The 21,755-nt window shown below is 40.2% G+C and carries 25 protein-coding genes, 1 riboswitch and 1 other annotated feature; of the genes, 10 read left to right on the forward strand and 15 right to left on the reverse strand.

Annotated elements, in window-relative coordinates; all coding sequences use genetic code 11:
* The first annotated feature begins 25 nt into the window (after positions 1 to 25).
* From WDJ61_RS14005 to WDJ61_RS14015, 3 genes are all read left to right on the forward strand, one after another.
* Positions 26 to 1,099, forward strand: a complete 1,074-nt coding sequence (locus WDJ61_RS14005) for a hypothetical protein (RefSeq protein ID WP_338750781.1) — start codon at positions 26 to 28, stop codon at positions 1,097 to 1,099.
* Positions 1,096 to 2,799, forward strand: a complete 1,704-nt coding sequence (locus WDJ61_RS14010; RefSeq protein WP_338750783.1) for a hypothetical protein — start codon at positions 1,096 to 1,098, stop codon at positions 2,797 to 2,799. The genes WDJ61_RS14005 and WDJ61_RS14010 overlap by 4 nt, the downstream gene beginning before the upstream one ends.
* 213 nt (positions 2,800 to 3,012) lie before the next feature.
* A complete protein-coding gene (locus WDJ61_RS14015; RefSeq protein ID WP_338750785.1) occupies positions 3,013 to 4,263 on the forward strand; it encodes an NAD(P)/FAD-dependent oxidoreductase in 1,251 nt (416 codons plus the stop codon).
* A gap of 49 nt (positions 4,264 to 4,312) precedes the next feature.
* Here the strand turns inward: WDJ61_RS14015 and WDJ61_RS14020 are convergent, their stop codons facing one another.
* The 4 genes from WDJ61_RS14020 to WDJ61_RS14035 all read right to left on the reverse strand — a co-directional run bounded on the left by WDJ61_RS14020 (position 4,313) and on the right by WDJ61_RS14035 (position 8,986).
* Positions 4,313 to 4,468 carry a YpzG family protein gene (locus WDJ61_RS14020; protein ID WP_338750787.1) on the reverse strand — a complete coding sequence of 52 codons (156 nt, stop codon included), beginning with the start codon at positions 4,466 to 4,468 and terminating at the stop codon, positions 4,313 to 4,315.
* Positions 4,469 to 4,736: 268 nt separating this feature from the next.
* Entirely contained in the window at positions 4,737 to 5,042 is a 306-nt protein-coding gene (locus WDJ61_RS14025) for a rhodanese-like domain-containing protein (protein WP_338750789.1), read from the reverse strand.
* A 16-nt stretch (positions 5,043 to 5,058) separates the two neighbouring features.
* On the reverse strand, positions 5,059 to 7,470 hold the full coding sequence (gene leuS / locus WDJ61_RS14030) for a leucine--tRNA ligase (RefSeq protein ID WP_338750791.1): 2,412 nt from the start codon (positions 7,468 to 7,470) through the stop codon (positions 5,059 to 5,061).
* Between the two features lie 56 nt (positions 7,471 to 7,526).
* Positions 7,527 to 7,742, reverse strand: a binding site (T-box leader).
* 53 nt (positions 7,743 to 7,795) lie between these two features.
* Positions 7,796 to 8,986: an MFS transporter gene (locus WDJ61_RS14035; RefSeq protein ID WP_338750793.1), complete on the reverse strand. Its 1,191-nt coding sequence runs from the start codon at positions 8,984 to 8,986 to the stop codon at positions 7,796 to 7,798.
* Positions 8,987 to 9,156: 170 nt separating this feature from the next.
* On the opposite strand from WDJ61_RS14035, the gene WDJ61_RS14040 reads away from it, so the two are divergent.
* Positions 9,157 to 10,116, forward strand: a complete 960-nt coding sequence (locus WDJ61_RS14040; RefSeq protein WP_338750795.1) for a TIGR01212 family radical SAM protein — start codon at positions 9,157 to 9,159, stop codon at positions 10,114 to 10,116.
* Between the two features lie 31 nt (positions 10,117 to 10,147).
* On the opposite strand, the gene WDJ61_RS14045 is transcribed toward WDJ61_RS14040, so the two are convergent.
* Entirely contained in the window at positions 10,148 to 10,753 is a 606-nt protein-coding gene (locus tag WDJ61_RS14045; protein WP_338750797.1) for a DUF4241 domain-containing protein, read from the reverse strand.
* A gap of 246 nt (positions 10,754 to 10,999) precedes the next feature.
* Here WDJ61_RS14045 and WDJ61_RS14050 point away from each other — a divergent pair, with 246 nt between their 5' ends.
* Entirely contained in the window at positions 11,000 to 11,572 is a 573-nt protein-coding gene (locus WDJ61_RS14050) for a class I SAM-dependent methyltransferase (RefSeq protein WP_338750799.1), read from the forward strand.
* A gap of 200 nt (positions 11,573 to 11,772) precedes the next feature.
* Here the strand turns inward: WDJ61_RS14050 and WDJ61_RS14055 are convergent, their stop codons facing one another.
* Both WDJ61_RS14055 and WDJ61_RS14060 read right to left on the reverse strand, forming a co-directional pair.
* The gene (locus tag WDJ61_RS14055; RefSeq protein ID WP_338750801.1) at positions 11,773 to 12,861 is read right to left on the reverse strand and encodes a tetraprenyl-beta-curcumene synthase family protein; all 1,089 of its coding nucleotides are present in this window, start codon (positions 12,859 to 12,861) and stop codon (positions 11,773 to 11,775) included.
* A gap of 9 nt (positions 12,862 to 12,870) precedes the next feature.
* Positions 12,871 to 13,680, reverse strand: coding sequence for an alpha/beta hydrolase (locus WDJ61_RS14060; RefSeq protein WP_338750803.1), 810 nt, complete (start codon positions 13,678 to 13,680; stop codon positions 12,871 to 12,873).
* 133 nt (positions 13,681 to 13,813) lie between these two features.
* On the opposite strand from WDJ61_RS14060, the gene WDJ61_RS14065 reads away from it, so the two are divergent.
* Positions 13,814 to 14,329 carry a gamma carbonic anhydrase family protein gene (locus tag WDJ61_RS14065; protein ID WP_338750805.1) on the forward strand — a complete coding sequence of 172 codons (516 nt, stop codon included), beginning with the start codon at positions 13,814 to 13,816 and terminating at the stop codon, positions 14,327 to 14,329.
* Here WDJ61_RS14065 and WDJ61_RS14070 read toward each other — a convergent pair.
* On the reverse strand, positions 14,305 to 14,580 hold the full coding sequence (locus WDJ61_RS14070; RefSeq protein ID WP_338750807.1) for a hypothetical protein: 276 nt from the start codon (positions 14,578 to 14,580) through the stop codon (positions 14,305 to 14,307). The genes WDJ61_RS14065 and WDJ61_RS14070 overlap by 25 nt on opposite strands.
* Positions 14,581 to 14,695: 115 nt before the next feature.
* A complete protein-coding gene (gene metK / locus WDJ61_RS14075) occupies positions 14,696 to 15,895 on the reverse strand; it encodes a methionine adenosyltransferase (protein ID WP_338750809.1) in 1,200 nt (399 codons plus the stop codon).
* Positions 15,896 to 16,034: 139 nt separating this feature from the next.
* Positions 16,035 to 16,160, reverse strand: a riboswitch (SAM riboswitch).
* Between the two features lie 248 nt (positions 16,161 to 16,408).
* Here metK and pckA point away from each other — a divergent pair.
* Entirely contained in the window at positions 16,409 to 17,995 is a 1,587-nt protein-coding gene (gene pckA / locus WDJ61_RS14080; protein ID WP_338750811.1) for a phosphoenolpyruvate carboxykinase (ATP), read from the forward strand.
* A 134-nt stretch (positions 17,996 to 18,129) separates the two neighbouring features.
* On the opposite strand, the gene WDJ61_RS14085 is transcribed toward pckA, so the two are convergent.
* From WDJ61_RS14085 to WDJ61_RS14100, 4 genes are all read right to left on the reverse strand, one after another.
* Positions 18,130 to 18,372 (reverse strand): DUF2584 domain-containing protein, encoded by a 243-nt coding sequence (locus WDJ61_RS14085; protein WP_338750813.1) that lies wholly within the window; start codon positions 18,370 to 18,372, stop codon positions 18,130 to 18,132.
* A 33-nt stretch (positions 18,373 to 18,405) separates the two neighbouring features.
* Positions 18,406 to 19,182, reverse strand: a complete 777-nt coding sequence (locus tag WDJ61_RS14090) for an alpha/beta hydrolase family protein (protein WP_338750815.1) — start codon at positions 19,180 to 19,182, stop codon at positions 18,406 to 18,408.
* Entirely contained in the window at positions 19,179 to 19,652 is a 474-nt protein-coding gene (ytkD, locus tag WDJ61_RS14095; protein ID WP_338750817.1) for an RNA deprotection pyrophosphohydrolase, read from the reverse strand. Before ytkD ends, WDJ61_RS14090 begins: the two co-directional genes overlap by 4 nt.
* An 84-nt stretch (positions 19,653 to 19,736) precedes the next feature.
* Positions 19,737 to 20,051: a hydrolase gene (locus tag WDJ61_RS14100; RefSeq protein WP_338754804.1), complete on the reverse strand. Its 315-nt coding sequence runs from the start codon at positions 20,049 to 20,051 to the stop codon at positions 19,737 to 19,739.
* Between the two features lie 160 nt (positions 20,052 to 20,211).
* On the opposite strand from WDJ61_RS14100, the gene WDJ61_RS14105 reads away from it, so the two are divergent.
* Positions 20,212 to 20,460 (forward strand): DUF6154 family protein, encoded by a 249-nt coding sequence (locus tag WDJ61_RS14105; protein WP_338750819.1) that lies wholly within the window; start codon positions 20,212 to 20,214, stop codon positions 20,458 to 20,460.
* 95 nt (positions 20,461 to 20,555) lie between these two features.
* Here the strand turns inward: WDJ61_RS14105 and WDJ61_RS14110 are convergent, their stop codons facing one another.
* Together WDJ61_RS14110 and WDJ61_RS14115 are read right to left on the reverse strand one after the other, a co-directional pair.
* Entirely contained in the window at positions 20,556 to 20,738 is a 183-nt protein-coding gene (locus WDJ61_RS14110) for a hypothetical protein (RefSeq protein WP_338750821.1), read from the reverse strand.
* A 33-nt stretch (positions 20,739 to 20,771) separates the two neighbouring features.
* Positions 20,772 to 21,212, reverse strand: coding sequence for a Dps family protein (locus WDJ61_RS14115; protein WP_338750823.1), 441 nt, complete (start codon positions 21,210 to 21,212; stop codon positions 20,772 to 20,774).
* Between the two features lie 136 nt (positions 21,213 to 21,348).
* Between WDJ61_RS14115 and ytzI the strand changes: the two genes are divergently transcribed.
* Together ytzI and yidD are read left to right on the forward strand one after the other, a co-directional pair.
* Entirely contained in the window at positions 21,349 to 21,507 is a 159-nt protein-coding gene (gene ytzI / locus WDJ61_RS14120) for a YtzI protein (RefSeq protein ID WP_338750825.1), read from the forward strand.
* A 6-nt stretch (positions 21,508 to 21,513) separates the two neighbouring features.
* Positions 21,514 to 21,753, forward strand: a complete 240-nt coding sequence (gene yidD / locus WDJ61_RS14125; protein WP_338750827.1) for a membrane protein insertion efficiency factor YidD — start codon at positions 21,514 to 21,516, stop codon at positions 21,751 to 21,753.
* Positions 21,754 to 21,755: the final 2 nt, after the last annotated feature.

The following is a 21,755-nucleotide window of genomic DNA, read 5'->3' on the forward strand; positions in this document are numbered from 1 at the left end:
TATATGTAGGCAAGGAGGTGACACGGTGAAACGAATCCTCGGATTTGTCGCCATCCTATTATTGATTTTCTCCCCTAGAATTTTTTGGAGTCTCACCCCTGCTACCAATTTAGATATAGCTGTCATTGATAAAACTGTGCCAAAGACAGATTATCGAGAACACAGTGGCTTATTTTGGATTTTAGAAAACGAAAAAATTGTTAACGATCAAGATGAAACATACGATATTGGTCAAGATTATTTCGGATATGATCCATATGATCAAAAACCGTTCCCACCTTTTGATCAGTCCGGGCCGCTTGACCTTATTTATATCGCTGATACATATGGTGTCTATAGTAATGATTTAAAAGAAAAGCCAGATGGCGAACGCTCTAGACATGTGTATGGCGGAATGGATTTATTAGAGTGGAATCAAATTATGAATAGCCGTGGTTCGCAATCCACTCTTATTGCAGAATTCAATTCATTTGCCACTCCTACCGATTCAGTTACTCGATCGGTCATGGAAGAAAATCTAAATACCGAATGGACAGGCTGGACCGGACGATACTTCGCTGATTTAAATAGCGAAGAAATTCCGCCATGGCTCATCCGCAATTATGAAAAACAATATAAAAAGAAATGGACGTTTGATGGGTCTGGCATTGCCTTTGTCCACTTATCGGATAAAGTCGTGGTACTTGGTGACCAAGAAGACCGACCATTCGTTCAATTTCAATTAACAAAAGAAGGAACGAAACGCTATCCAAGTGTGAATGATTCCAATTATATGTATTGGTTTGACATTGTTCGTCCGAAAGACGGCGCCGTTGTCGAAGCAGAATATGAGCTTCATTTATCTAAAAAAGAAAAAGAACAACTCAAGGAAGCCCAAATTCCAACGACCTTTCCTGCCGTTATTCATCATAAACAGGAAAAAACATATTATTTCGCTGGAGACTATGCTGATTTTCCAAAACCATCGTTTGCGAAATGGAGTGGGTCACCTTATTTATTTTCGTTATTTACCAATGACGAAAGCGAGTTTTATTGGCGCTCTTACGTACCTTTAATGCGGCAAATTTTAACTGATATTGAAGAAGAGAAAGCTCGGTGAAGTCAATGAAACCAGAAAAAAACAAAAGTAAATACCTTCACTTTTCCATGTGGTTTATCCTTTTAAGTACCTTTGGTGTAGGTGGTGGAATTTTATTCTTATTATTTGCAGTCGTTCCAATTGAACAAGTATATGCCGATCGCGGATGGTCGCAATATAAAATTGATGGCATTATGAAGTATTACGTCGTCGGCTGGGTTGTTTTTGGATTTTTCGTTTCTTTTCTTTATTATCGCTATATCGTGAAGGCCAAACGATACAAATGGGCTTATGCACTATTAGCGAGTTCGATTATCTTATGTTGCGTATCCCTTTACTACTTTATGAATACAGGTAGCGGCGTGGTTCAGGGCTCACAAGGAGAAGTAGAAGAAGGGGAGCGCTTTACATTTGGGCCCTACCCAGAAGAAAATGATATGGTTGCATTAAAAGAGGAAGGGTATGACGGAATTATCACATTATTGAATCCCGTCCTCCCGATCGAAAAACCTTTGCTTGAAAAAGAAAAGAAGAACGCTAAAGAAATCGGGATTGAACTTCATTCCATTCCGATGCTTCCATGGGTAGGTGATAATAGCGACTCGATCAAAGAAGCGAAAAAATTAATTAAGCAAGATAACAAACGATATTACGTTCATTGTTATTTAGGGCGACACCGTGTAGATGTGATTAAACAAGTGATTAATCAAGAGTTAGACCAATCATATAAGGTCAACTTTATGCAACCGACCACCTTTGAACGCGGAAATTTATATCATGCTCACAACCAAAACATACTACTCGGTCCTTTCCCTACCGATGAAGAGTGGTTTACGCGCATTAAACGAGCGGAAGTGACGGAAATTGTCTCTTTGTTACGACCAGATCAATCTGAATGGCTCGATAAAGAAAAGCAAGTAGCGAAAGAGATGAATATCCAATTTACGCATTTTCCAACCAGCTCATCTCCTTCCTCCGAAGAAATTAAAGAAATAGGAGATTATCTTTTATCACGTAAAGAAAAAGTGTTTGTACACGGTTTTAACGATCCAGTACCAATCGAGAAATTACATGCCTATGTGAGCTGGGGCAAATTTCTCCCTTCTGTTCAAAATCATGAAAGTGTTCGAACGATCGGAGCCCGTATAATGATTGGCTACCCTCCTACTGCTAGTGAACGAAACAGACTATCAGCGAGCGGAATTGAATCATTCGTTTCAATCAAACCTCAAGCCAAGACAACAGAACTATACAAACAAGCTTTAGCGATCAGCAAAAATAAACAATTAACTTATATAAGTGTTCCTGATCAAAGTACAATGAATCGCTTAGCGAACATTCTAACAGGTCTTTTATTAGGTTCTGACAATGGCAGTACAACACTGAAAGATCAAACATTAACCAATGGATCTACAATTTTTTTAGACCGAAATATGGTAATAGGGCCGATGTTAACTAAAGAAGAATATGAATCTTTTGCGTTAAGCAACGGAGTCGCCCAACTTATTTTTCTTTATTCACCTAGCGTCATGTCTGAATCGCTCATGGAAGAAGTGAAAAGCATAGCGAAACAACACGCAATCCCACTAAAGATTATCCCAATGTATCCGGGGTATGAAGAGGAACTGATCCCTGTATTGAATAAAGAAAATGGCTTGAACTATATTATGACAGCACCAGAACTCATTCCACACGTGAATGAATTCCTTGACCAGTTTTAAAACTAAAGCACAAGATGAGCCGTCCAAAAATTTGCTCTTTCACTTTTTGGACGGCTTCATTTATGATCTGGAAAAACGGTGATAATCGAGTTTGTTTTCTATCTTTTTCTGTTATATTGGTTACTTTCCCTAATAGGTTTTATTGCATTGACAAGTTGAAAGACAATCAACTACTATGAAAAGAATGGCTTTATCAATAAAGAAGGTGAAAAAATGAATTATGATGTAATTGTAATCGGAGGCGGTCCCTCTGGTTTGATGGCTTCGATTGCCGCTGGAGAACAGGGGGCTCGCGTGCTGCTATTAGATAAAGGCAGTAAACTCGGACGAAAGCTGGCCATTTCAGGAGGCGGCCGTTGCAATGTCACAAACCGGCTGCCGATTGATGAGATCATTAAGCATATCCCTGGCAACGGACGATTTTTATATAGTGCCTTTTCGATTTTTAACAATGAGGATATTATTCGCTTTTTTGAGGATCTTGGCATTCAGTTGAAAGAAGAGGATCATGGGCGGATGTTTCCGGTGACGGATAAAGCTCAATCGGTCGTTGATGCCCTGCTCCGTCGAATTGATGAATTAAATGTCACGATTCGAGTGAATACAGCGGTTGCTAATATATTGTATAAGGATGGACGAGCAACTGGTATTGAGTTAAGAGACGGACAAACCATACTAAGTCAAACTATTGTTGTGGCGGCTGGTGGCTGTTCTGTTCCCCATACAGGCTCTACCGGTGATGCCTATCCTTGGGCAGAACAAGCTGGACACACCATTACGGAGCTTTATCCAACCGAAGTTCCTGTTACGTCAGAAGAAGCATTTATTAAAGATAAAACATTGCAAGGCTTGTCCTTAAGAAATGTGGCATTAAGCGTGCTTAATCCAAAAGGAAAAACGATCATTACCCATCAAATGGATATGATTTTCACCCATTTTGGCATTTCAGGTCCAGCCGTTCTTCGTTGCAGTCAATACGTCGTCAAAGCACTGAAAAAATCGACTGAAGTCGTGATGACGATCGATAGCCTACCGGACAAAAATGAAGAGCAGCTGTTCCAAGACATCCATCGTTTAATGAAGGAACACCCGAAAAAATCAGTCAAAAACTGCTTAAAAGGAATTGTTCCAGAACGCTATTTATTGTTTTTACTGAAGCAGGCGGACATTGATGAAGAGATGCCTTGTAACGGAGTCTCCATGGAGAAAGTTCGACAATTCGTTCATCTGTGCAAAGACTTTCGCTTTACCGTCAACGGAACCCTTCCTCTTGAAAAGGCCTTCGTTACAGGCGGCGGTGTGTCCATTAAAGAAATTGAACCGAAAACGATGGCTTCGAAAAAAATGTCTGGACTTTATTTTTGCGGAGAAGTATTAGATATCCACGGATACACGGGCGGCTACAATATTACCTCTGCCCTTGTAACCGGCAGACTCGCTGGCACGAATGCAGGACAAGAATAATTGAGAGAAAAAGCAGGAAAGAGATGACTCTCCTTCCTGCTTTTTTGTGCTAAGAAAAGCGGTGAGCTTTGACCATTCTTTTTAAAATAATGGTCTTTTGTGACTCTTCCGTATGACCATTCACTTGCGATTTCGCTCGCTTTGGTCTCGTCCAGTTATGATGAAACAATTCTGAGTGCGTATCTAACTCATCTTTATGACTCATAACCTCACCTCAAAGGAATGGATTGGCGATATTCAAACGAATATCTTTTATAGAATGCATCAAATGGAGTGTGAGTATACTTCGTTTGATGGTGGCGACTGATAATGGTGAATTGGCGGCTGATTATAACTGATTTACGCCCAATTTTAATCCATTCGCGACTGATTCTCTACTCATCCCGCCTGATTCATGCAAATTCGCGACTAATCATCGGCTTCCACTCAAAAAACAGCCTCCCAAGGACACTTAGGAGGCTGTTTCAGTTAAATTATTTTGTTTTACCTGTCCATTCAAGCATGCCGCCAACCATATTTCGAACTTTAAATCCTTGGTCGCGCATGTAGTAGCAAACATTTTCACTGCGGCGTCCAGAGCGGCAAACAAAAATGTATTCTTTTTCTTTATCAAATTGATCAAGGTGTTCAGGGATTGTGGCCATAACAATATGCTTCGCTTCTGGAATCATGCCACTAGCCACTTCTTCATCTTCACGAACATCGATGATTTCTAGTTGTTCACCGTTTTCTAATTTTTGTTTAAGTTCTTCCGGAGTCATGATTTCAATTGGTTCCATGTGAAACATCCTTTCTTTAATTAGCTACGATATTGACTAGTTTGCCTGGTACAGCAATCACTTTACGAACCGTTTTGCCTTCGATTTGTTCTTTTACTTTTTCATCGTTAATAGCGATTTGTTCCATTTCTTCACGAGTTGCTTCTTTAGAAATCATTAGTTTTGTTTTTAATTTACCGTTCACTTGAACAACAATTTCTACTTCATCATCAACAAGTTTCGTTTCATCAAACGTTGGCCAAGGCTGGTAACTAATGGTGTCTGTCTGACCTAGTTTCTCCCATAGTTCTTCCGTCATATGCGGAGCAATTGGAGAAAGTAATTGAACTAAACCTTCAATAAATGCTTTCGGTAATGCTTCTGCTTTATAAGCTTCGTTCACGAACACCATCATTTGCGAAATCGCGGTGTTAAAGCGAAGATGCTCATAATCCTCTGTTACCTTCTTCACTGTTTGATGGTACACTTTTTCTAACTCTGTGCCTCCATCTGTAATTTTCTCACTTAATTCCCCGTTTTCTTGAACAATTAAGCGCCATACACGATCAAGGAAGCGACGCGCGCCATCTACCCCTGTTGTTGACCAAGCTATCGATGCATCTAATGGGCCCATGAACATTTCATATAAACGAAGCGTATCCGCTCCATGACTACCCACGATTTCATCTGGGTTGACAACGTTGCCTTTTGATTTACTCATTTTTTCATTATTTTCACCGAGAATCATTCCTTGGTTAAACAACTTTTGGAATGGCTCTTTCGTATGAACAACGCCTAAATCATATAATACTTTATGCCAGAAACGAGCGTACAATAAGTGAAGTACGGCATGCTCCGCTCCACCGATATAAATATCTACTGGCATCCACTCTTTTAGTTTTTCTAGATCAGCTAATGCTTCGCTGTTGCTTGGATCGATAAAGCGTAAATAGTACCAGCAGCTGCCGGCCCATTGCGGCATTGTATTCGTTTCGCGACGACCTTTTTTGCCTGTCACTGGATCAACCACATTAACCCATTCATCAATGTTCGCTAATGGAGATTCCCCTGTTCCGCTCGGTTTAATTTCTGTTGTTACTGGCAATACAAGCGGTAACTCCTCTTCAGGCACTGCACTCATTGTACCGTCTTCCCAATGGATGATTGGAATCGGCTCACCCCAATAACGCTGACGGCTGAATAACCAGTCACGTAGGCGATACGTTACTTTTTTCGTTCCAAGGTCTTTTTCCTCTAACCAAGCAATCATTTTAACAATGGCATCTTCTTTGTTTAATTCATTTAAAAAGTCAGAGTTGATATGCTCACCATCACCTGTATAAGCTTCTTTCTCAACATCTCCACCAGCGACAACGGCTTTAATCGGTAAATCGAATGTTTGAGCAAATTCATAATCGCGTTCGTCATGAGCAGGGACTGCCATAATGGCTCCTGTTCCATAGCTCATTAAGACGTAATCAGCGATCCAGATCGGCATTTTTTCGCCGTTTGCTGGATTGATCGCATACGCACCTGTAAATACACCTGTTTTATGCTTCGCCAAATCTGTACGCTCTAAATCACTTTTCGACTTGATTTCATCTAAATAATCAGCTACCGCTTGCTGCTGCTCTGCTGTTGTAATTTTATTAACAAATGGATGTTCAGGAGCAAGTACTGCATATGTAGCACCGAAAAGAGTATCAGGACGCGTTGTGAACACAGTAAACGTTTCTTCATATCCATCAATCGAAAACGTCACTTCTGCTCCTTCTGAACGACCGATCCAGTTACGCTGCATATCTTTAATGCTTTCTGGCCAGTCAAGCTCATCTAAGTCTTCCAATAAGCGATCCGCATATTCCGTAATTTTTAAGATCCATTGCTTCATTGGGCGACGTTCAACTGGATGTTCCCCACGTTCACTTTTGCCGTCGATGACTTCTTCGTTTGCCAATACCGTTCCAAGAGCTGGACACCAATTGACAGCCACTTCATCCACGTAAGCTAGTCCTTTTTTATAAAGCTGTAAGAAAATCCATTGTGTCCATTTGTAGTATTCAGGATCTGTTGTATTAATTTCGCGATCCCAATCGTAAGAAAATCCTAATGACTTAATTTGACGGCGGAAGTTATTAATATTTTGCTCCGTAAATTCAGCCGGATCATTTCCTGTATCTAACGCATATTGCTCAGCTGGTAAACCAAAGGCATCCCACCCCATTGGATGAAGGACATTGTAACCATTCATCCGCTTGTAGCGTGATAAAATATCCGTTGCTGTATAACCTTCTGGATGCCCAACATGCAAGCCCGCTCCTGATGGATAAGGAAACATATCTAATGCATAAAATTTCTGCTTTTCTTTATCTTCTGTTGTTTTAAATGTTTTATTTTCTTCCCAAAACTTTTGCCATTTCTTCTCAATAAGCTGATGATCAAAACTCATCTGTAACATCCTCCTTGTTGAAACTGTGTACAAATTTAAAAAACTCCCGTCCCTAAAATTGGGACGAGAGTATAGTTCCCGCGGTACCACCCAGATTAGTGCCTACTTTGGCACTCGGCTTATGTCTATAACGCAGATCGGCGGCAGAAGCTACTATCATTTCACATCTGCGACTCAAAAGGCGAGTTCATGGACCCTCTGGCTAGCTTTCACCAACCGCTAGCTCTCTTGTTCAGAAGAACCCCACTACTACTCCTTGTCATCGTCTTTTATATATGTGTTTAGTCATCATCTATTCTAGACAAAAATTCTGACAGTTGCAAGCTTAATAAGACGACATTGAAGCAGATGGCAATTCTTTTTTAAGCGGCCGATCATACAAAAGAGCCAATACGAATGCAAGACTTAATAGGGCAATTAACATCATAAATAAGACCGTCATGCCATATGTATCGACAAGCACCCCTCCAAGAACTGGCCCAAACATTCGTCCAGCCGTAGCCATACTGTTGACCACCCCTTGATAAAATCCCTCTCTTCCTTTCGGTGAAAGCTGATTCGCAATGGTTGGTACAGCTGGCCAAACAAGCATTTCTCCGATTGTCAAGATCACCATCGCGGCCATAAACCCTTTAAAATCTTGGGCAAAAGCTGTTACGCCAAAGGACACCATAAAAATGACGATACCAAAAACGATTTGTTTTTTCATATTCTCTCGTAATGGACGAAGCAAATAATTGATGAATGGCTGGCCAAACACAATAAGCGCTCCGTTAATCGTCCATAATAAACTGTATTGCTTTAAGCTAATATTGATTTCTTGCGTGTAACTAGCAATGGTTGATTGCCATTGCACATATCCGACCCAACAAAGCATATAAGCGATACAAAGAATCAGTAATGCCGTCATCTTACTGCGGCTTTTGACTTGGCCATGTTCAGCTAACACATTGGTCTGCACCCCTTGGACTGAGCTCATGTGACGATAACCAAAGGCTGCTAATAAGAAAAACACCGCAAACATCGCAAGGTTGGCGATGAAAATATAATTAAACGAATAGGAAGCAACAAATCCACCAAGTGCCGATCCGATCGCTACACCAGCGTTTTGTGCCACATACACCGCATTAAACGCTCGTCGTCCACCTTCTGGCCAAACCGCACCAGCTAGAGCATACACAGCTGGAAAAATGATTCCCGAACCAAGGCCAACCATCGTTAAAAAGATGACATAATGCGGCCAACCATGCCATAGCGTCATCCCTACAAGAGCGATCACATTGATAAGTGTTCCTAACAGAATCGAGCGATAACCACCAAACCGATCAAAAAGCGTGCCGCCAAGAAGATTCCCAACAACTGAAGCTCCCGCATTTAACATTAATACAATCCCGGCAACGGATAATGATTTCCCAAGATGCTCATGAATATAAATGGTGTTCAATGGCCATAAAAAAGAAGCCCCCGTGACGTTTATAACCATTCCAATGACTAACAACCAAACTGCTTTTGGCATTTCTGCTCCCCCTTTCATTTGACAAACTATTTCGTGTCTCAAAATTATTTTAGGGGTTTTATTTTCCGCTTTCAATATCTTTTCCGAACTTAAAATTCTGACTTATTCTCGCTGTTTTTTCCCGCTTCATTTCATGATAGACTTTTGTTACATAGAGGAGGAAAACGAAAATGAATGCCAACCCATTTCCTTATGCCAGTGATAACAAACGCTATCATACATGGAACTACCATTTGCGACATACATTTGGTCATAAAGTATTTAAAGTAGCTCTAGACGGCGGATTCGACTGCCCAAATCGTGATGGCACCGTAGCATTTGGCGGCTGCACGTTTTGCAGTGCGGCTGGTTCCGGTGACTTTGCTGGAAACCGAGCCGACGATCTTGAAAAACAATTTCATGACATTAAAGAAAAAATGCATCATAAATGGAAAGATGGCAAATATATGGCCTACTTTCAAGCGTACACGAACACTCATGCTCCGGTTGAGGTGCTGCGAGAAAAATATGAATCGGTACTCAAGCAAGAGGGCGTCGTCGCCTTATCGATTGCCACTCGGCCAGATTGCTTGCCTGATGATGTCATCGAATACTTAGCTGAACTCAATGAACGCACCTATCTTTGGGTTGAGCTCGGCTTGCAAACTGTTCATGAAAAAACCGCCCGAATCATTAATCGCGCTCATGATTTTGAAACATATGTAGAAGGCGTTGAAAAACTAAGGAAACATAACATCCGTATCTGTTCCCATATTATTAACGGATTGCCGCTTGAAACACCAGAGATGATGATGGAAACAGCCAAAGTTGTCAGTCAACTAGATGTGCAAGGCATTAAAATTCATTTATTGCATTTACTAAAAGGAACGCCAATGGTCAAGCAATATGAAAAAGGATTATTGGAATTCTTATCATTTGAGGACTACGTCCAGCTCGTCTGTGATCAATTAGAAATTTTACCGCCAGAAATGATTATTCATCGAATTACAGGAGATGGACCGATTGATTTAATGGTTGGGCCGATGTGGAGTGTGAATAAGTGGGCCGTATTAAATGCCATTGATGCGGAATTGAAACGTCGCGATAGCTGGCAGGGGAAATTTTTTCAAATAGAAAAGAGTCTTTCATAGTGAACCCTATGAAAGACTCTTCCATCATCCATTACAATACATTAAAATCAGTCACAAGCGAAACGATCTGTCCATCCTCATCCATTCCCCAATAGGATGCGTAAAATCCATCGCCGTAACCCGTGCGAAACAAAATGGCGTTCAATCCATTCTCCTTAGACACGATGAAGTTGCCCCATACATCGTCATGTTCCATCAACACATCGTCTAAGGCATCATCATAAAAGCTAATAAAATCCTCTCCAAGTTCCCTTACTAATCTAGCTTCTATTTCTGACATTTTGCCGATCGCTTCCTGATCCGCAAAACATCCTAGCCCTGTATCCACAGGATAACCGAATATATGTCCCTCCTCCAGTTCATCGATGTTTTGTCCTGGTTTTGTCGCCATCTCCCAACGAACTGGCACACCATCGGATAATTTCAGTTCCGCTGCAGCAATCAGCTGAGTATCTTCATGCCACCAAGCGACAACAGGATAGGAACCTGGCTCGATTAGCCGTTCGAATGATCGATTGTCGAACACGCCAGGCTCGCAGGCAACAATTTTTCCAGAAACAATCTTTAATGGTTCAAGTACTTCTGGACGAAGTGTTTTTTCGCCTATTTTAGATAATTCACGTAATACTTTTGACATATGATCTTCCTTCCCTTCATGAATCCCATGTTTAAAAAGTACACAATGGTTTATGATGGCTTCAATAATTCTTCAATTAACGGTTGTTCCTCCGCTATTCCTTTTTCATCTAATTGTTTCCAATTATTATAATCAAGTTTTGATCAGATGAACATAACAACAAACGATTTCAATAAATAGTTTAAAATTAGCTAATGTACAGCTATAATCAGCAAAGATGATTGATTAACAATTAGGAGGCATAGTATGAATCTCGATGGAATCCTACCATTTGCTAGAAAATTATTAGAAAAAGTGGTCACCGATGGCAGCATCGCGATTGATGCAACGCTTGGCAATGGCCATGACACATTATTTCTTGCCAAACTTGTTGGCGATAACGGACATATATTTGGCTTTGATGTGCAAGAAGTCGCTTTAACAAATACGAAGGTCCGATTAGAAGAACATCAATTAAGTGACCGCACTACACTTTTTAGCTGCGGGCATGAACACGTAGCTGCTTCCATTCCGGAAAAGTCGCATGGCCATATTAGCGGTGCTATTTTTAACCTTGGTTATTTGCCAAAAGGAGATAAAACGATTGTCACAAAGCCCAACACCACTATCTCAGCGATTGAGCAAATTTTCTCGATGCTGCATTCAGGTGGAATCATCGTTCTTGTTATCTACCATGGACATGAAGAAGGAGCGGTAGAAAAAGAAGAACTGCTGAAGTATGTAGCTACCCTTGATCAGCAACAAGCTCATGTGTTGCAATATCAATTTATTAACCAGGCGAATCACCCGCCTTTTATTATTGCGATTGAAAAAAGGTAAAAGAAGAGGCTACCCTTTTTCCAGGTAGCCTCTTCTTATCATAAAAATTTCTTTGACCTTTTTGATACCTTCTTTGACTTTCTCGGCCGTTCTTTGACCTTACTGGCGCTTTCTTCGACTTTCTCGGCCGTTCTTTGACCTTACTGGCACTTTCTTCGACTTTCTTGACCGTTCTTTGACCTTGCGCCGGCTTTTTTCAGCTATCTTTTTTTAGTAAATAACTGCGGAAATGCCCGTTGCACACGCCGATATGTGCGTCCGTTTATATAGAAGAAAAAGCTGGTGCCTCCGCTTTTACGAATCATTTTTTTCGACATGGACCGGATCTTCTTTTGTTGAAACGCTTTATCATCCGATAAATAGACGCCCAGCAGCCCGCGATTAACTAGCTGATGAAAGCGAGCATGCGGAAGCTTTCGGGCTTGTTTATCCGCCTCTTCTACAAAGTAAATCATCCGCTCAAACAATCGTTGTTCATCGGGATAGTAAAAACAGAAATTCAAATCGCCACCTTCTCGATCCTCTGCCTGATCAATTAAATAATCTAATAAAATATGAAGGCCTTGAATATAAGGAAAATAACTATCTTTAACAAGTTGCGCTTGCTCTGGCTGAAATTCATCATTCAGACTGTATGAAAGTAAGCAAAAGATCCCAAGCGTCGACCCCGCACAAGCTGAAAACTCATACCACTCCATTTCTGGCAATGAAGGCTGATGCTGTTGGAACCATGTTTGTAGCCGCTCTTCTCTTTCCTCTTTTCGCACATGTTTATGTATTTGCAAGTCGCAATAATAACGGCATAATTCTTGAAAATAAGGCGCAATTTCTTTATAGACAGCGACCGTCGAAATGACAGATTGACATGTTTGGACGAGCTGCCATAAGTAGCCGCCATCCTCCCGATCTTCCCGAAATCGATAGTATTCTCTCATAGGTGCATCTATCGTGAGTGAATCTTCCATCGCTTCATGAAGAGCTGCGAAATCTTGAGGGTCTAGCGAGGTACTTCGGTCACAAAGATTATCTAAATAATCACTAATCGTTTGATAAGCCACAATAAAACGTACTGCTTCTTCTTTTTTCTCACCTGATAACAACGCCAGCACCGCTCCACCTTCACAATGAAACGTTTTATGTTCAATGCTGGCGAGAGCTTGCTGTCGCAATTCACTATTTGGAATGTTTTCCGCTTGTGCTTTCCAGAAAGTTAACTGTTCGTGCACAATTGGAAACACTTCTTTATAAATGCTATGCATTAATCTTAGTGGTGTCACAGGTATTGCCATTCCTTCACCTCATTTATCAACGACATATCCTAAAAGACGGAGCTGATTCTCTACAAATCCTTTCGCATAATAAAACACATCTTCTCGTTCTGGTTCATTAAAAATTTCATGATACAGCCCAGGCCATTCTTTATAATGCATATCGGAGAGATCAATTTGGTGAAACCACTTTCTGACCGCTTTTCGATCAACAATCCGATCTGCTCCTGCTTGCATTAAAAGCAGTGGAACATTTGGCATATCATTTACTTTTAATGAAGCCACTTTAATCGCTTGAAGCAATTCACGATACCAACGAACAGACACTTTATTAATCAACAGCGAATCTTCTTTATCCGCTTCTATCACCTGTTCATTTCGAGTAACCATTTCTGCTGTAACTCCATAAGAAAATTTAAAAGAAGGCGTTAATGAATTTAGACTATGCGACATCATATTGATCATTTTTGGTGGTGTATGAACCATACCTAAACAAGGAGAAGAGGCGATTACACCCGCCACTTCAAAATCCAATTCCTGCAAAAGACGAATCGTAATTAATCCTCCTATCCCATGACCAAGCAGGAACACTGGAAGATCAAATTGGTACGCTGCTTCCACCCACTCTTTCACAGCTGTTAAATAATCATTAAATGTTGAAATATGTCCCCGTTGGGCGCGTGACGTAATTCCTTGCCCCGGAAGATCCCCCATCACGACATGAAATCCAGCCTTACGCCACATCTCAATTAACCAGCCATATCGGCTATGATGCTCCAATGCCCCTTGAACGATAACAATGACCCCTCTAGGCTGTTGTTCTGTTTCCCACTTCCACATATGTGCCACCTCCGACTTACCCTTGCTGCAACAAAAGAAATTCTTTTTCTTTATTATACAAATGTTTCTGTTTTAGTTAAAATGAAAAGAAAGTGTTTTAAATTTGCTAATAGTCAGAAAGGAGTTTGTACTTATGATTTATCCATACAAAGAGAAAACACCTAACATCGCTGACTCTGCTTATATTGCGGATTATGCGACCATTACAGGTGACGTAACGATCGGTGAAGAATCGAGTGTTTGGTTCAACACAGTTATACGCGGCGATGTCGCACCAACCATTATTGGAAACAAAACCAATATCCAGGACAACTCCGTTTTACATCAAAGCCCAAATAACCCGCTGATCATTGAAGATGAGGTGACAGTTGGTCATCAAGTCATTCTTCATAGCTGTAAAATTAGAAAAAAAGCACTGATTGGCATGGGCTCCATCATTCTAGACAATGCCGAAATCGGCGAGGGAGCGTTTATCGGCGCAGGTAGCCTTGTCCCACCAGGAAAAGTGATCCCACCGAATTCAATGGCATTTGGACGTCCAGCTAAAGTTGTTAGAGAAATAAACGAAGCGGACCGTGAAGACATGGAGCGAATTGTGCGCGAATATGCAGAGAAAGCTCAATATTATAAAGGTTTACAAAAAAAATGAAAACAAGGGTGATCCAAAAGATCGGTACAAAACGATTTTTTGGCATCACCCTCCTGTTTTAAACTCTCCCAATCATCTATTAAGGAGCCCACAATTAGCTCAGGCTCTTCATTATTAAATTCTACTCTATCTTCTGAAGCTACGTCCCAATAATAATCTACATCTAGATTAATTTCTTCGATTCCTTGGTCACTCATTCGTTGAAATAATAATAAAAACAACTCTTCTATTTCTTTAACGTTTATTTTCATTATCCTTCACCTAACCTTTTATTTTTTAAAGTGAAAAAATTTAATCAAGATCAAAAAAAAGAAAGAGTGACTCAAAAAGTCGTTTTCAACAACCTTTTGGGCCACTCTTATTTTATTAGTTATGTGCTTGTTGTTTTAATGCGTCTGCTTTATCTGTTTGTTCCCAAGGAAGTTCAATATCCGTACGACCGAAATGACCGTAAGCAGCTGTTTGTTTGTAAATTGGACGACGAAGATCCAACATTTTAATAATGCCAGCTGGACGAAGATCAAAGTTCGAGCGAACAAGCTCTACAAGTACATCTTCAGATACTTTACCTGTACCAAAAGTATCAACAGCAATCGAAACTGGCTGTGCTACACCAATCGCGTAAGCAAGCTGTACTTCACATTTATCCGCAAGACCAGATGCGACAATGTTCTTCGCTACATAGCGAGCTGCATAAGCCGCAGAACGGTCAACTTTTGTCGGATCCTTACCAGAGAATGCACCGCCGCCATGACGAGCATAGCCACCGTACGTATCAACGATAATTTTACGACCTGTTAAACCAGCATCTCCTTGAGGACCGCCGATAACGAAACGTCCCGTTGGATTAATGAAGAATTTCGTTTCCGCATCAATTAATTCTACAGGAACAACTGGATTAATGACTTGTTCACGAATGTCACGTTGAATTTGTTCAAGCGTTACTTCTGGATGATGTTGCGTAGAGATAACGATTGTATCAATGCGCACTGGTTTGTCGTTTTCATCATACTCTACTGTCACTTGCGTTTTTCCATCTGGACGCAAATAATCAAGTGTTTCATCTTTGCGTACTTCTGTTAAACGACGAGATAATTTATGAGCTAAAGAAATCGGAAGCGGCATTAATTCTTCTGTTTCATTACAAGCAAAACCGAACATTAATCCTTGGTCTCCTGCACCAATTGCTTCAAGTTCTTCTTCGCTCATTTGTCCTTCACGCGCTTCAAGAGCTTGATCCACACCTGCTGCAATATCAACGGATTGCTCATCGATGGAAGTCAATACGCCGCACGTGTCCGCATCGAAACCATATTTCGCACGGTTGTAGCCGATCTCTTTTACTGTTTCGCGAACAACTTTATTGATATCTACATAAGAAGATGTTGTAATTTCACCCGCTACTAATACAAGTCCGGTTGTCACAGAAGTTTCCGCCGCTACACGAGCATTAGGATCCTGTGATAAAATTTCATCCAGAATCGCATCAGAAATCTGATCGCAAATCTTATCTGGATGGCCTTCAGTTACTGACTCTGAAGTAAAAAGACGACGCTTTTTTGTCATGAAACTTCCTCCTTAAAATGATCAAACTGATCTTTATTTTCACGGTACTCATTTCCCTAAGTTTATCCTTTAAAAAATAAAAAAACCTCTCCAATTCATAAAGAGAGGAAAGGTTGATTGATTCAACATAGGCCTTTCACTCTTATCGTCCAAGGTTTGGACCTTGCACAGGTTTAAGCACCTTTGTCTTAAATAGGCCATATACCTATTTAAGCAGGTTGCTGGGCTTCGTCGGGCCTGTCCCTCCGCCAGCTCAGGATAAGAGTATCCGTTCAAGGATAAATCTTACGAAATTCAGCGTATAATGTCAATCACATTTTTATCCATGCATCTGTTTTTTTCCGCTTTCTTTCTTATTTTATTAATTAGTTTTTTGGAAAAGATAAAAATAAAATTCACTAAAAAAAATTGAGCATATAGTATAGACTATTAATTTGAATGTGTTATACTATTTTTTGAGCAAACGAGTAGATAAATAAATCTTAAATTTCTATAAAGGATGGTTATTAACTTATGAACTCTGTAAGCGTTTCAAGCAAAATTGTGGAACTTCTAAATGGTTCAAATATAACAATGCAACCTTCTGTACCTATGCTTGTAGAAAAGGTACTTACTCGCAAAGAGGGCGTTTTAACCGCGTCAGGTGCTGTACGTGCAGAAACAGGTAAATATACAGGACGTTCTCCTAAAGATAAATTTATTGTTGAAGAAGCATCTGTAAAGGATAAAATCGACTGGGGTTCAGTTAACCAACCGATTTCTGAAGATGTATTTGATAAATTATATAACAAAGTAGTTGATTATTTAAAGGAAAAAGATGAACTATTTGTTTTTAAAGGATTTGCAGGAGCTGATACAACTCATCGCCTTCCAATCCAAGTTATTAATGAATACGCTTGGCATAACCTATTTGCCCATCAATTATTCATCCGTCCAACAGCTGAAGAGTTAAAAGATCATCAAGCTGGCTTCACGATCGTCTCAGCTCCAAACTTTAAAGCAGATCCAGCAGTAGACGGCACAAAATCTGAAACATTCATCATTGTTTCTTTCGAACGCCGTATCGTGTTAATCGGTGGAACAGAATATGCAGGCGAAATGAAGAAATCCATTTTCTCTATTATGAACTACCTTCTTCCTGAAAATGATATTTTTTCTATGCACTGCTCTGCAAACGTTGGCTACGAAGGTGATGTCGCTTTATTCTTCGGTCTTTCCGGAACAGGTAAAACGACATTATCAGCTGATCCGAATCGTCGCTTAATCGGTGATGATGAACACGGTTGGTCTTCAAATGGTGTCTTTAACATTGAAGGTGGATGCTATGCGAAATGTATCGGACTTTCTTATGAAAAAGAGCCACAAATTTTCGATGCGATCCGTTTCGGTTCTGTATTAGAAAACGTCGTATTAGACGAAGACACTCGCATTCCTGATTATGATAACAACTCTTTAACAGAAAATACGCGTGCCGCTTACCCATTACAAGCGATCGATAATATCGTTGATCCAAGTGTAGCCGGCCATCCGAATACAATTATTTTCTTAACAGCTGATGCTTTCGGTATCTTACCTCCAATCAGCAAATTAACAAAAGAGCAAGCGATGTACCACTTCCTAAGCGGTTATACTTCTAAGCTTGCAGGAACAGAGCGCGGAATCACTTCTCCGCAAGCAACATTCTCAACATGCTTTGGTTCTCCATTCCTACCATTAGAAGCAACTCGTTATGCTGAAATGTTAGGTAAGAAAATCGACGAGCATAATGTTCAAGTATTCCTAGTAAACACTGGCTGGACTGGTGGAGAGTACGGAGTTGGAAGCCGTATGAAACTTGCTTACACTCGCGCGATGGTGCAGGCAGCTCTTGAAGGCGAACTAAACAATGTAGAGACATACACAACGAAAACATTTGGTTTACAAATTCCTCTTCATGTTCCTGGTGTACCTGATGATGTACTTATCCCACGTAAAGCATGGGCAAACGAAGATGAATTTATGACAAAAGCCGCTGAACTAGCTGGCAAGTTCCGTGAAAACTTCAAAAAGTTCTCTAACGTTCCAAGTGAAATCTCAGAACTTGGTGGACCACAAATCTAATTTAAAAAAGGAAGACCTTAATGGTCTTCCTTTTTTCGTGTGAACAACGATTTTTGATTCCTGCACGCTTTTAGCGAGCGCTGAAAATGAAGGAAACGAAAACCGGCCAGATGATTATGCTGGCCGGTTTTCGTTTAGTTGGTTGAATTTAATGAGATCAATTTGTATGAAAGAATCGTGCTTTCTTGCTGCCACTCCACTTTTTCAATGATAGCGGTTCCACTAATCTCGCTATCCTTTGTTTTATAGACGTGGATCGGGATATCGATTGGATATAAGCGATACCCAGATTTCTTCAACGAGAAGCTATTTTCTTCTATGCGCTGCTCTTTTCCTTTTGTGACGATCATCGTATTTAATTCCATTGGCATACCCATGTTTTTTCCCCTCCTCCATATGAACAATGATAATTATGACCGCTGCTTTTTCATCCAGATGCAGAGATCTTTGACGATTTGCCGGTTAATGGCCGGCGGAAAGTAATGATCATATTGATCAAAATACCATGTTTCGACGGAGTTTTCCAGCTGTTTTAACCCTTTTTCTAATTGATAGGCGTGTTCAATTGTGACATTATGATCTTTCTTTCCATGAATGATCAAGACAGGTACCTTTATTTTTTCTAAATGGTATAGCGGGGTCCGCCATTGATAAAGTTCCCTATGCTTATAAGGACTGCCACCAATGACCCTCTTCAGCATGCGGCGCAAATCTTTTCTTTCGTCATAGGTGAGGATCATATTAGATACACCACCCCATGTGACAACAGACGTCACCTCTTTCTCGATCGCCGTTAATAGAGCCATCACCCCACCTCGCGAAAAACCAAAAAGATGAATCCTTCCTGTCACTCGAGGGTGTGTTTGCAATAAATCAAATGCTGAAAACGCATCTTCCCGATCCTCTCCAGCAAAGTCCTCATTTCCTTCGCCACCCCGATTCCCCCGATAAAAAGGGGCAAATACAATAAAGCCTTCTGATGCAAATTGAGTAATCCTTGCTGGACGGACCATGCCTACATTTTTAATGCCGCCTCGCAAATAAAGAAAACCATCAAAGTTTCCTTCTGCCTTTGGTTCCGCTAACAATCCTTTGACTTTCAGCCCGTTTGACATGTAGGTAACAACGAACAAGTGCACTTTAGGATGAGGGGATGGAAAATGGACCATCTCGACGATTAACGTCATTGAATCACCGTATGTAAATAATCTAGCGTGCGTTCGACTACTTCATCTTTCATTAAAAAGCTAAATTCACTATTCATCCGTTCTTGGCGTAAATCTTGATCAAACAACACTGGTCCATCTGTTTCCATATAATCTTCCTTCTTCTCTATATACCCAATTTGAGCGAAAAAAATCGCTTTAACAAACGGCTTTTCATGATGATGAACATAATATTCTCCAACGAATGTCATTTGATCAACGACTCCTCCTGTTTCTTCATACACCTCTCTCTTAGCGGCTTCCTCTAGCGTTTCCCCAAGCTCTACTTTCCCACCGGGGCACTCCAATCCTCGAATCGGGTGTTGGGTCAATAGCCACTGCCCATTGTATTGGCAAAACACAAGCACATGCTGAGGTGACAACGAAAAGCTGCCAGATTGAAAAGCAAGCGTCACCTGACAGCCATTTTGATCGGTGAATTCGAACATCATTCTCCCCTACCTCTATCAATTTCCTTGCATAAGGCTACCAGTGACAGCCTTGCTTAGAATCTTTTCTTTTTATTATACTGCATTTCACATTCTCCACATATCTTTTATATATGCCTTCGCTTCCTCATCACCAAGTTCATAAATCATTTCATATATTTTTTTCAAATTATCGTCATAACGATCATTTGGGCGATCAAAATGATATTGAACGTACGGCACATGCGCTCGAAAAAACCCTTCCCATTCCATCGCATAATTGGCATCAAATAATTCTCTTAATTGAGTGATCTCTTCATCTGTCGCGTAAATTCTAAAGTTCCAGGGAGAAACGGTCGATGTTCTCATAATTTCTCCATTGGCCAGTTGAATATAATAAGCTGTTTTTTCCTCCTGCACGATTGTCACCTCCTTTTACTATCATTCCCTGCCTGTTATAAATCATAATTGGCAAAAAATATGCCTATTATATTACAATAGACTGGTTTATTTGCTTCAGTTAGGGTATAAAAGAAATAAGGGGATCAAGAGAATTTATCATCAAACAAAGGAGTGTGTGCATATGAAGCTAATAGATGAATTATATGAAATTTACCGTGGGAGGCTCCAAGGATCTGACGAAGACCTCGATATGATTACTCTTGCTGTCGTAGAACAGCTATCAAATAAAGAAATATTCTCGATTATTAAAGAAATGAACGAAGAGGAATTGCAATATTTCTTTCGTCTCTATTTGTTTGAAGCATTAAAGGAAAAATTCAACAACGACGGAATGGATGAAGATTGGCAAGGAAAAAATCTTTATCATTAATACATACTGCCTATATTCAGCATCTGCTAAAAGTGTCAAAAATCAACACGATATTTTAACAAAAAGGATGTCCCAGAAATAGGACATCCTTTTTTTCAGCCTTTTATATCAATTGCTATTCCTTTATATGGATGGGGTGCTGATTGAACTTTAGGTAACATCTCCATCATTTGGACAGCTTGAGCGGTTTGTGTAGCCATTTGGCTTTTTAATAAGTTTAAGTTTAATGTGTGTTGCAGTTCCGCCACTTGCTTTCCCATCATAGAAGATAATTCCATACATTCTCCTCCTATTCTAATAATGCTTGTATCTTATTTTCCTAAGAAAGATTTCAACATCCATACATGCTTTTCTAGCTCTTGGTGAATAGCAAGAAGCATATCACCTGTCGTTTCATCATTCACTTCTCCTGCTAAGTCCATCGCTTCTTTCAGCTCAACGATGATCGTTGCAAAATCATCAGCAACTGATTGCACCATTTGCTCGGCTGTTTCTTTTCCTTCCGCTTCTCCAATAGTCGCCATTTCTAACGATTCTTTTAACGTCGCAACTGGTTGACCGCCAAGAGCTAATAAGCGTTCTGCTAGTTCATCAATATGAAGAGATGCTTCTGTGTATAATTCTTCAAATTTTGTATGTAAAGCAAAAAAATGTGGACCTTTTACAAACCAATGGTAATTGTGTAATTTCGTGTAAAGTACTGTCCAGTTGGCAATTTGTTGGTTAACACTTTGAACTAATTTCTCTGACATAAACAATCTCCTCCTATTTTCTGATTCTTTTTCATTGTAAAATATGATGCCCCACTTGTCCAAAAAAATTTACACAAATAAGCAGCATACACGACTAGAGGAAAACATGGTAAGATAAGTCTAGGAGGGAGACGACATGACTACTGTATTAATCATTTCCATTGTTATCGTTATTGGCGTACTGATTTTCACCATTTTATCGATTAACAAAGGCTACCAATATAAACATACGATTGATCCAATTGAAAACAATCCGCACCTACAGCAAGATGAATCCGAAGAGCGCAAGGAATAACCTACGATGAAAAGACTATTTATGGGCATCATTCGCTTTTATCAAAAATTCCTTTCACCATTAAAGCCACCAACCTGTCGCTTTTATCCAACATGCTCTCATTACGGCTTAGAAGCGGTTCAACGATTTGGGGCGATCAAGGGTGGGTATTTAACTATTGTTCGCATTTTAAAATGTCACCCTTTTCATCCTGGGGGCTTTGATTTCGTCCCTGAAACGTGGAAGGATCGCAAAAAGAAGAACTGACA

This window comes from Bacillus sp. FJAT-52991, assembly GCF_037201805.1.
Classification (GTDB): Bacteria; Bacillota; Bacilli; order Bacillales; family Domibacillaceae; genus Bacillus_CE; species Bacillus_CE kandeliae.

What these genes read in the sequence shown, in the direction of transcription:
- WDJ61_RS14015 (WP_338750785.1), top strand. Translation starts at nt 3,013, where the DNA reads ATGAATTATGATGTAATTGTAATCGGAGGCGGTCCCTCTGGTTTGATG.
- WDJ61_RS14020 (WP_338750787.1), bottom strand. Translation starts at nt 4,468, where the DNA reads ATGAGTCATAAAGATGAGTTAGATACGCACTCAGAATTGTTTCATCAT.
- WDJ61_RS14025 (WP_338750789.1), bottom strand. Translation starts at nt 5,042, where the DNA reads ATGGAACCAATTGAAATCATGACTCCGGAAGAACTTAAACAAAAATTA.
- leuS (WP_338750791.1), bottom strand. Translation starts at nt 7,470, where the DNA reads ATGAGTTTTGATCATCAGCTTATTGAGAAGAAATGGCAAAAGTTTTGG.
- WDJ61_RS14035 (WP_338750793.1), bottom strand. Translation starts at nt 8,986, where the DNA reads ATGCCAAAAGCAGTTTGGTTGTTAGTCATTGGAATGGTTATAAACGTC.
- WDJ61_RS14040 (WP_338750795.1), top strand. Translation starts at nt 9,157, where the DNA reads ATGAATGCCAACCCATTTCCTTATGCCAGTGATAACAAACGCTATCAT.
- WDJ61_RS14045 (WP_338750797.1), bottom strand. Translation starts at nt 10,753, where the DNA reads ATGTCAAAAGTATTACGTGAATTATCTAAAATAGGCGAAAAAACACTT.
- WDJ61_RS14050 (WP_338750799.1), top strand. Translation starts at nt 11,000, where the DNA reads ATGAATCTCGATGGAATCCTACCATTTGCTAGAAAATTATTAGAAAAA.
- WDJ61_RS14055 (WP_338750801.1), bottom strand. Translation starts at nt 12,861, where the DNA reads ATGGCAATACCTGTGACACCACTAAGATTAATGCATAGCATTTATAAA.
- WDJ61_RS14060 (WP_338750803.1), bottom strand. Translation starts at nt 13,680, where the DNA reads ATGTGGAAGTGGGAAACAGAACAACAGCCTAGAGGGGTCATTGTTATC.
- WDJ61_RS14065 (WP_338750805.1), top strand. Translation starts at nt 13,814, where the DNA reads ATGATTTATCCATACAAAGAGAAAACACCTAACATCGCTGACTCTGCT.
- WDJ61_RS14070 (WP_338750807.1), bottom strand. Translation starts at nt 14,580, where the DNA reads ATGAAAATAAACGTTAAAGAAATAGAAGAGTTGTTTTTATTATTATTT.
- metK (WP_338750809.1), bottom strand. Translation starts at nt 15,895, where the DNA reads ATGACAAAAAAGCGTCGTCTTTTTACTTCAGAGTCAGTAACTGAAGGC.
- pckA (WP_338750811.1), top strand. Translation starts at nt 16,409, where the DNA reads ATGAACTCTGTAAGCGTTTCAAGCAAAATTGTGGAACTTCTAAATGGT.
- WDJ61_RS14085 (WP_338750813.1), bottom strand. Translation starts at nt 18,372, where the DNA reads ATGGGTATGCCAATGGAATTAAATACGATGATCGTCACAAAAGGAAAA.
- WDJ61_RS14090 (WP_338750815.1), bottom strand. Translation starts at nt 19,182, where the DNA reads ATGACGTTAATCGTCGAGATGGTCCATTTTCCATCCCCTCATCCTAAA.
- ytkD (WP_338750817.1), bottom strand. Translation starts at nt 19,652, where the DNA reads ATGATGTTCGAATTCACCGATCAAAATGGCTGTCAGGTGACGCTTGCT.
- WDJ61_RS14105 (WP_338750819.1), top strand. Translation starts at nt 20,212, where the DNA reads ATGAAGCTAATAGATGAATTATATGAAATTTACCGTGGGAGGCTCCAA.
- WDJ61_RS14110 (WP_338750821.1), bottom strand. Translation starts at nt 20,738, where the DNA reads ATGGAATTATCTTCTATGATGGGAAAGCAAGTGGCGGAACTGCAACAC.
- WDJ61_RS14115 (WP_338750823.1), bottom strand. Translation starts at nt 21,212, where the DNA reads ATGTCAGAGAAATTAGTTCAAAGTGTTAACCAACAAATTGCCAACTGG.
- ytzI (WP_338750825.1), top strand. Translation starts at nt 21,349, where the DNA reads ATGACTACTGTATTAATCATTTCCATTGTTATCGTTATTGGCGTACTG.
- yidD (WP_338750827.1), top strand. Translation starts at nt 21,514, where the DNA reads ATGAAAAGACTATTTATGGGCATCATTCGCTTTTATCAAAAATTCCTT.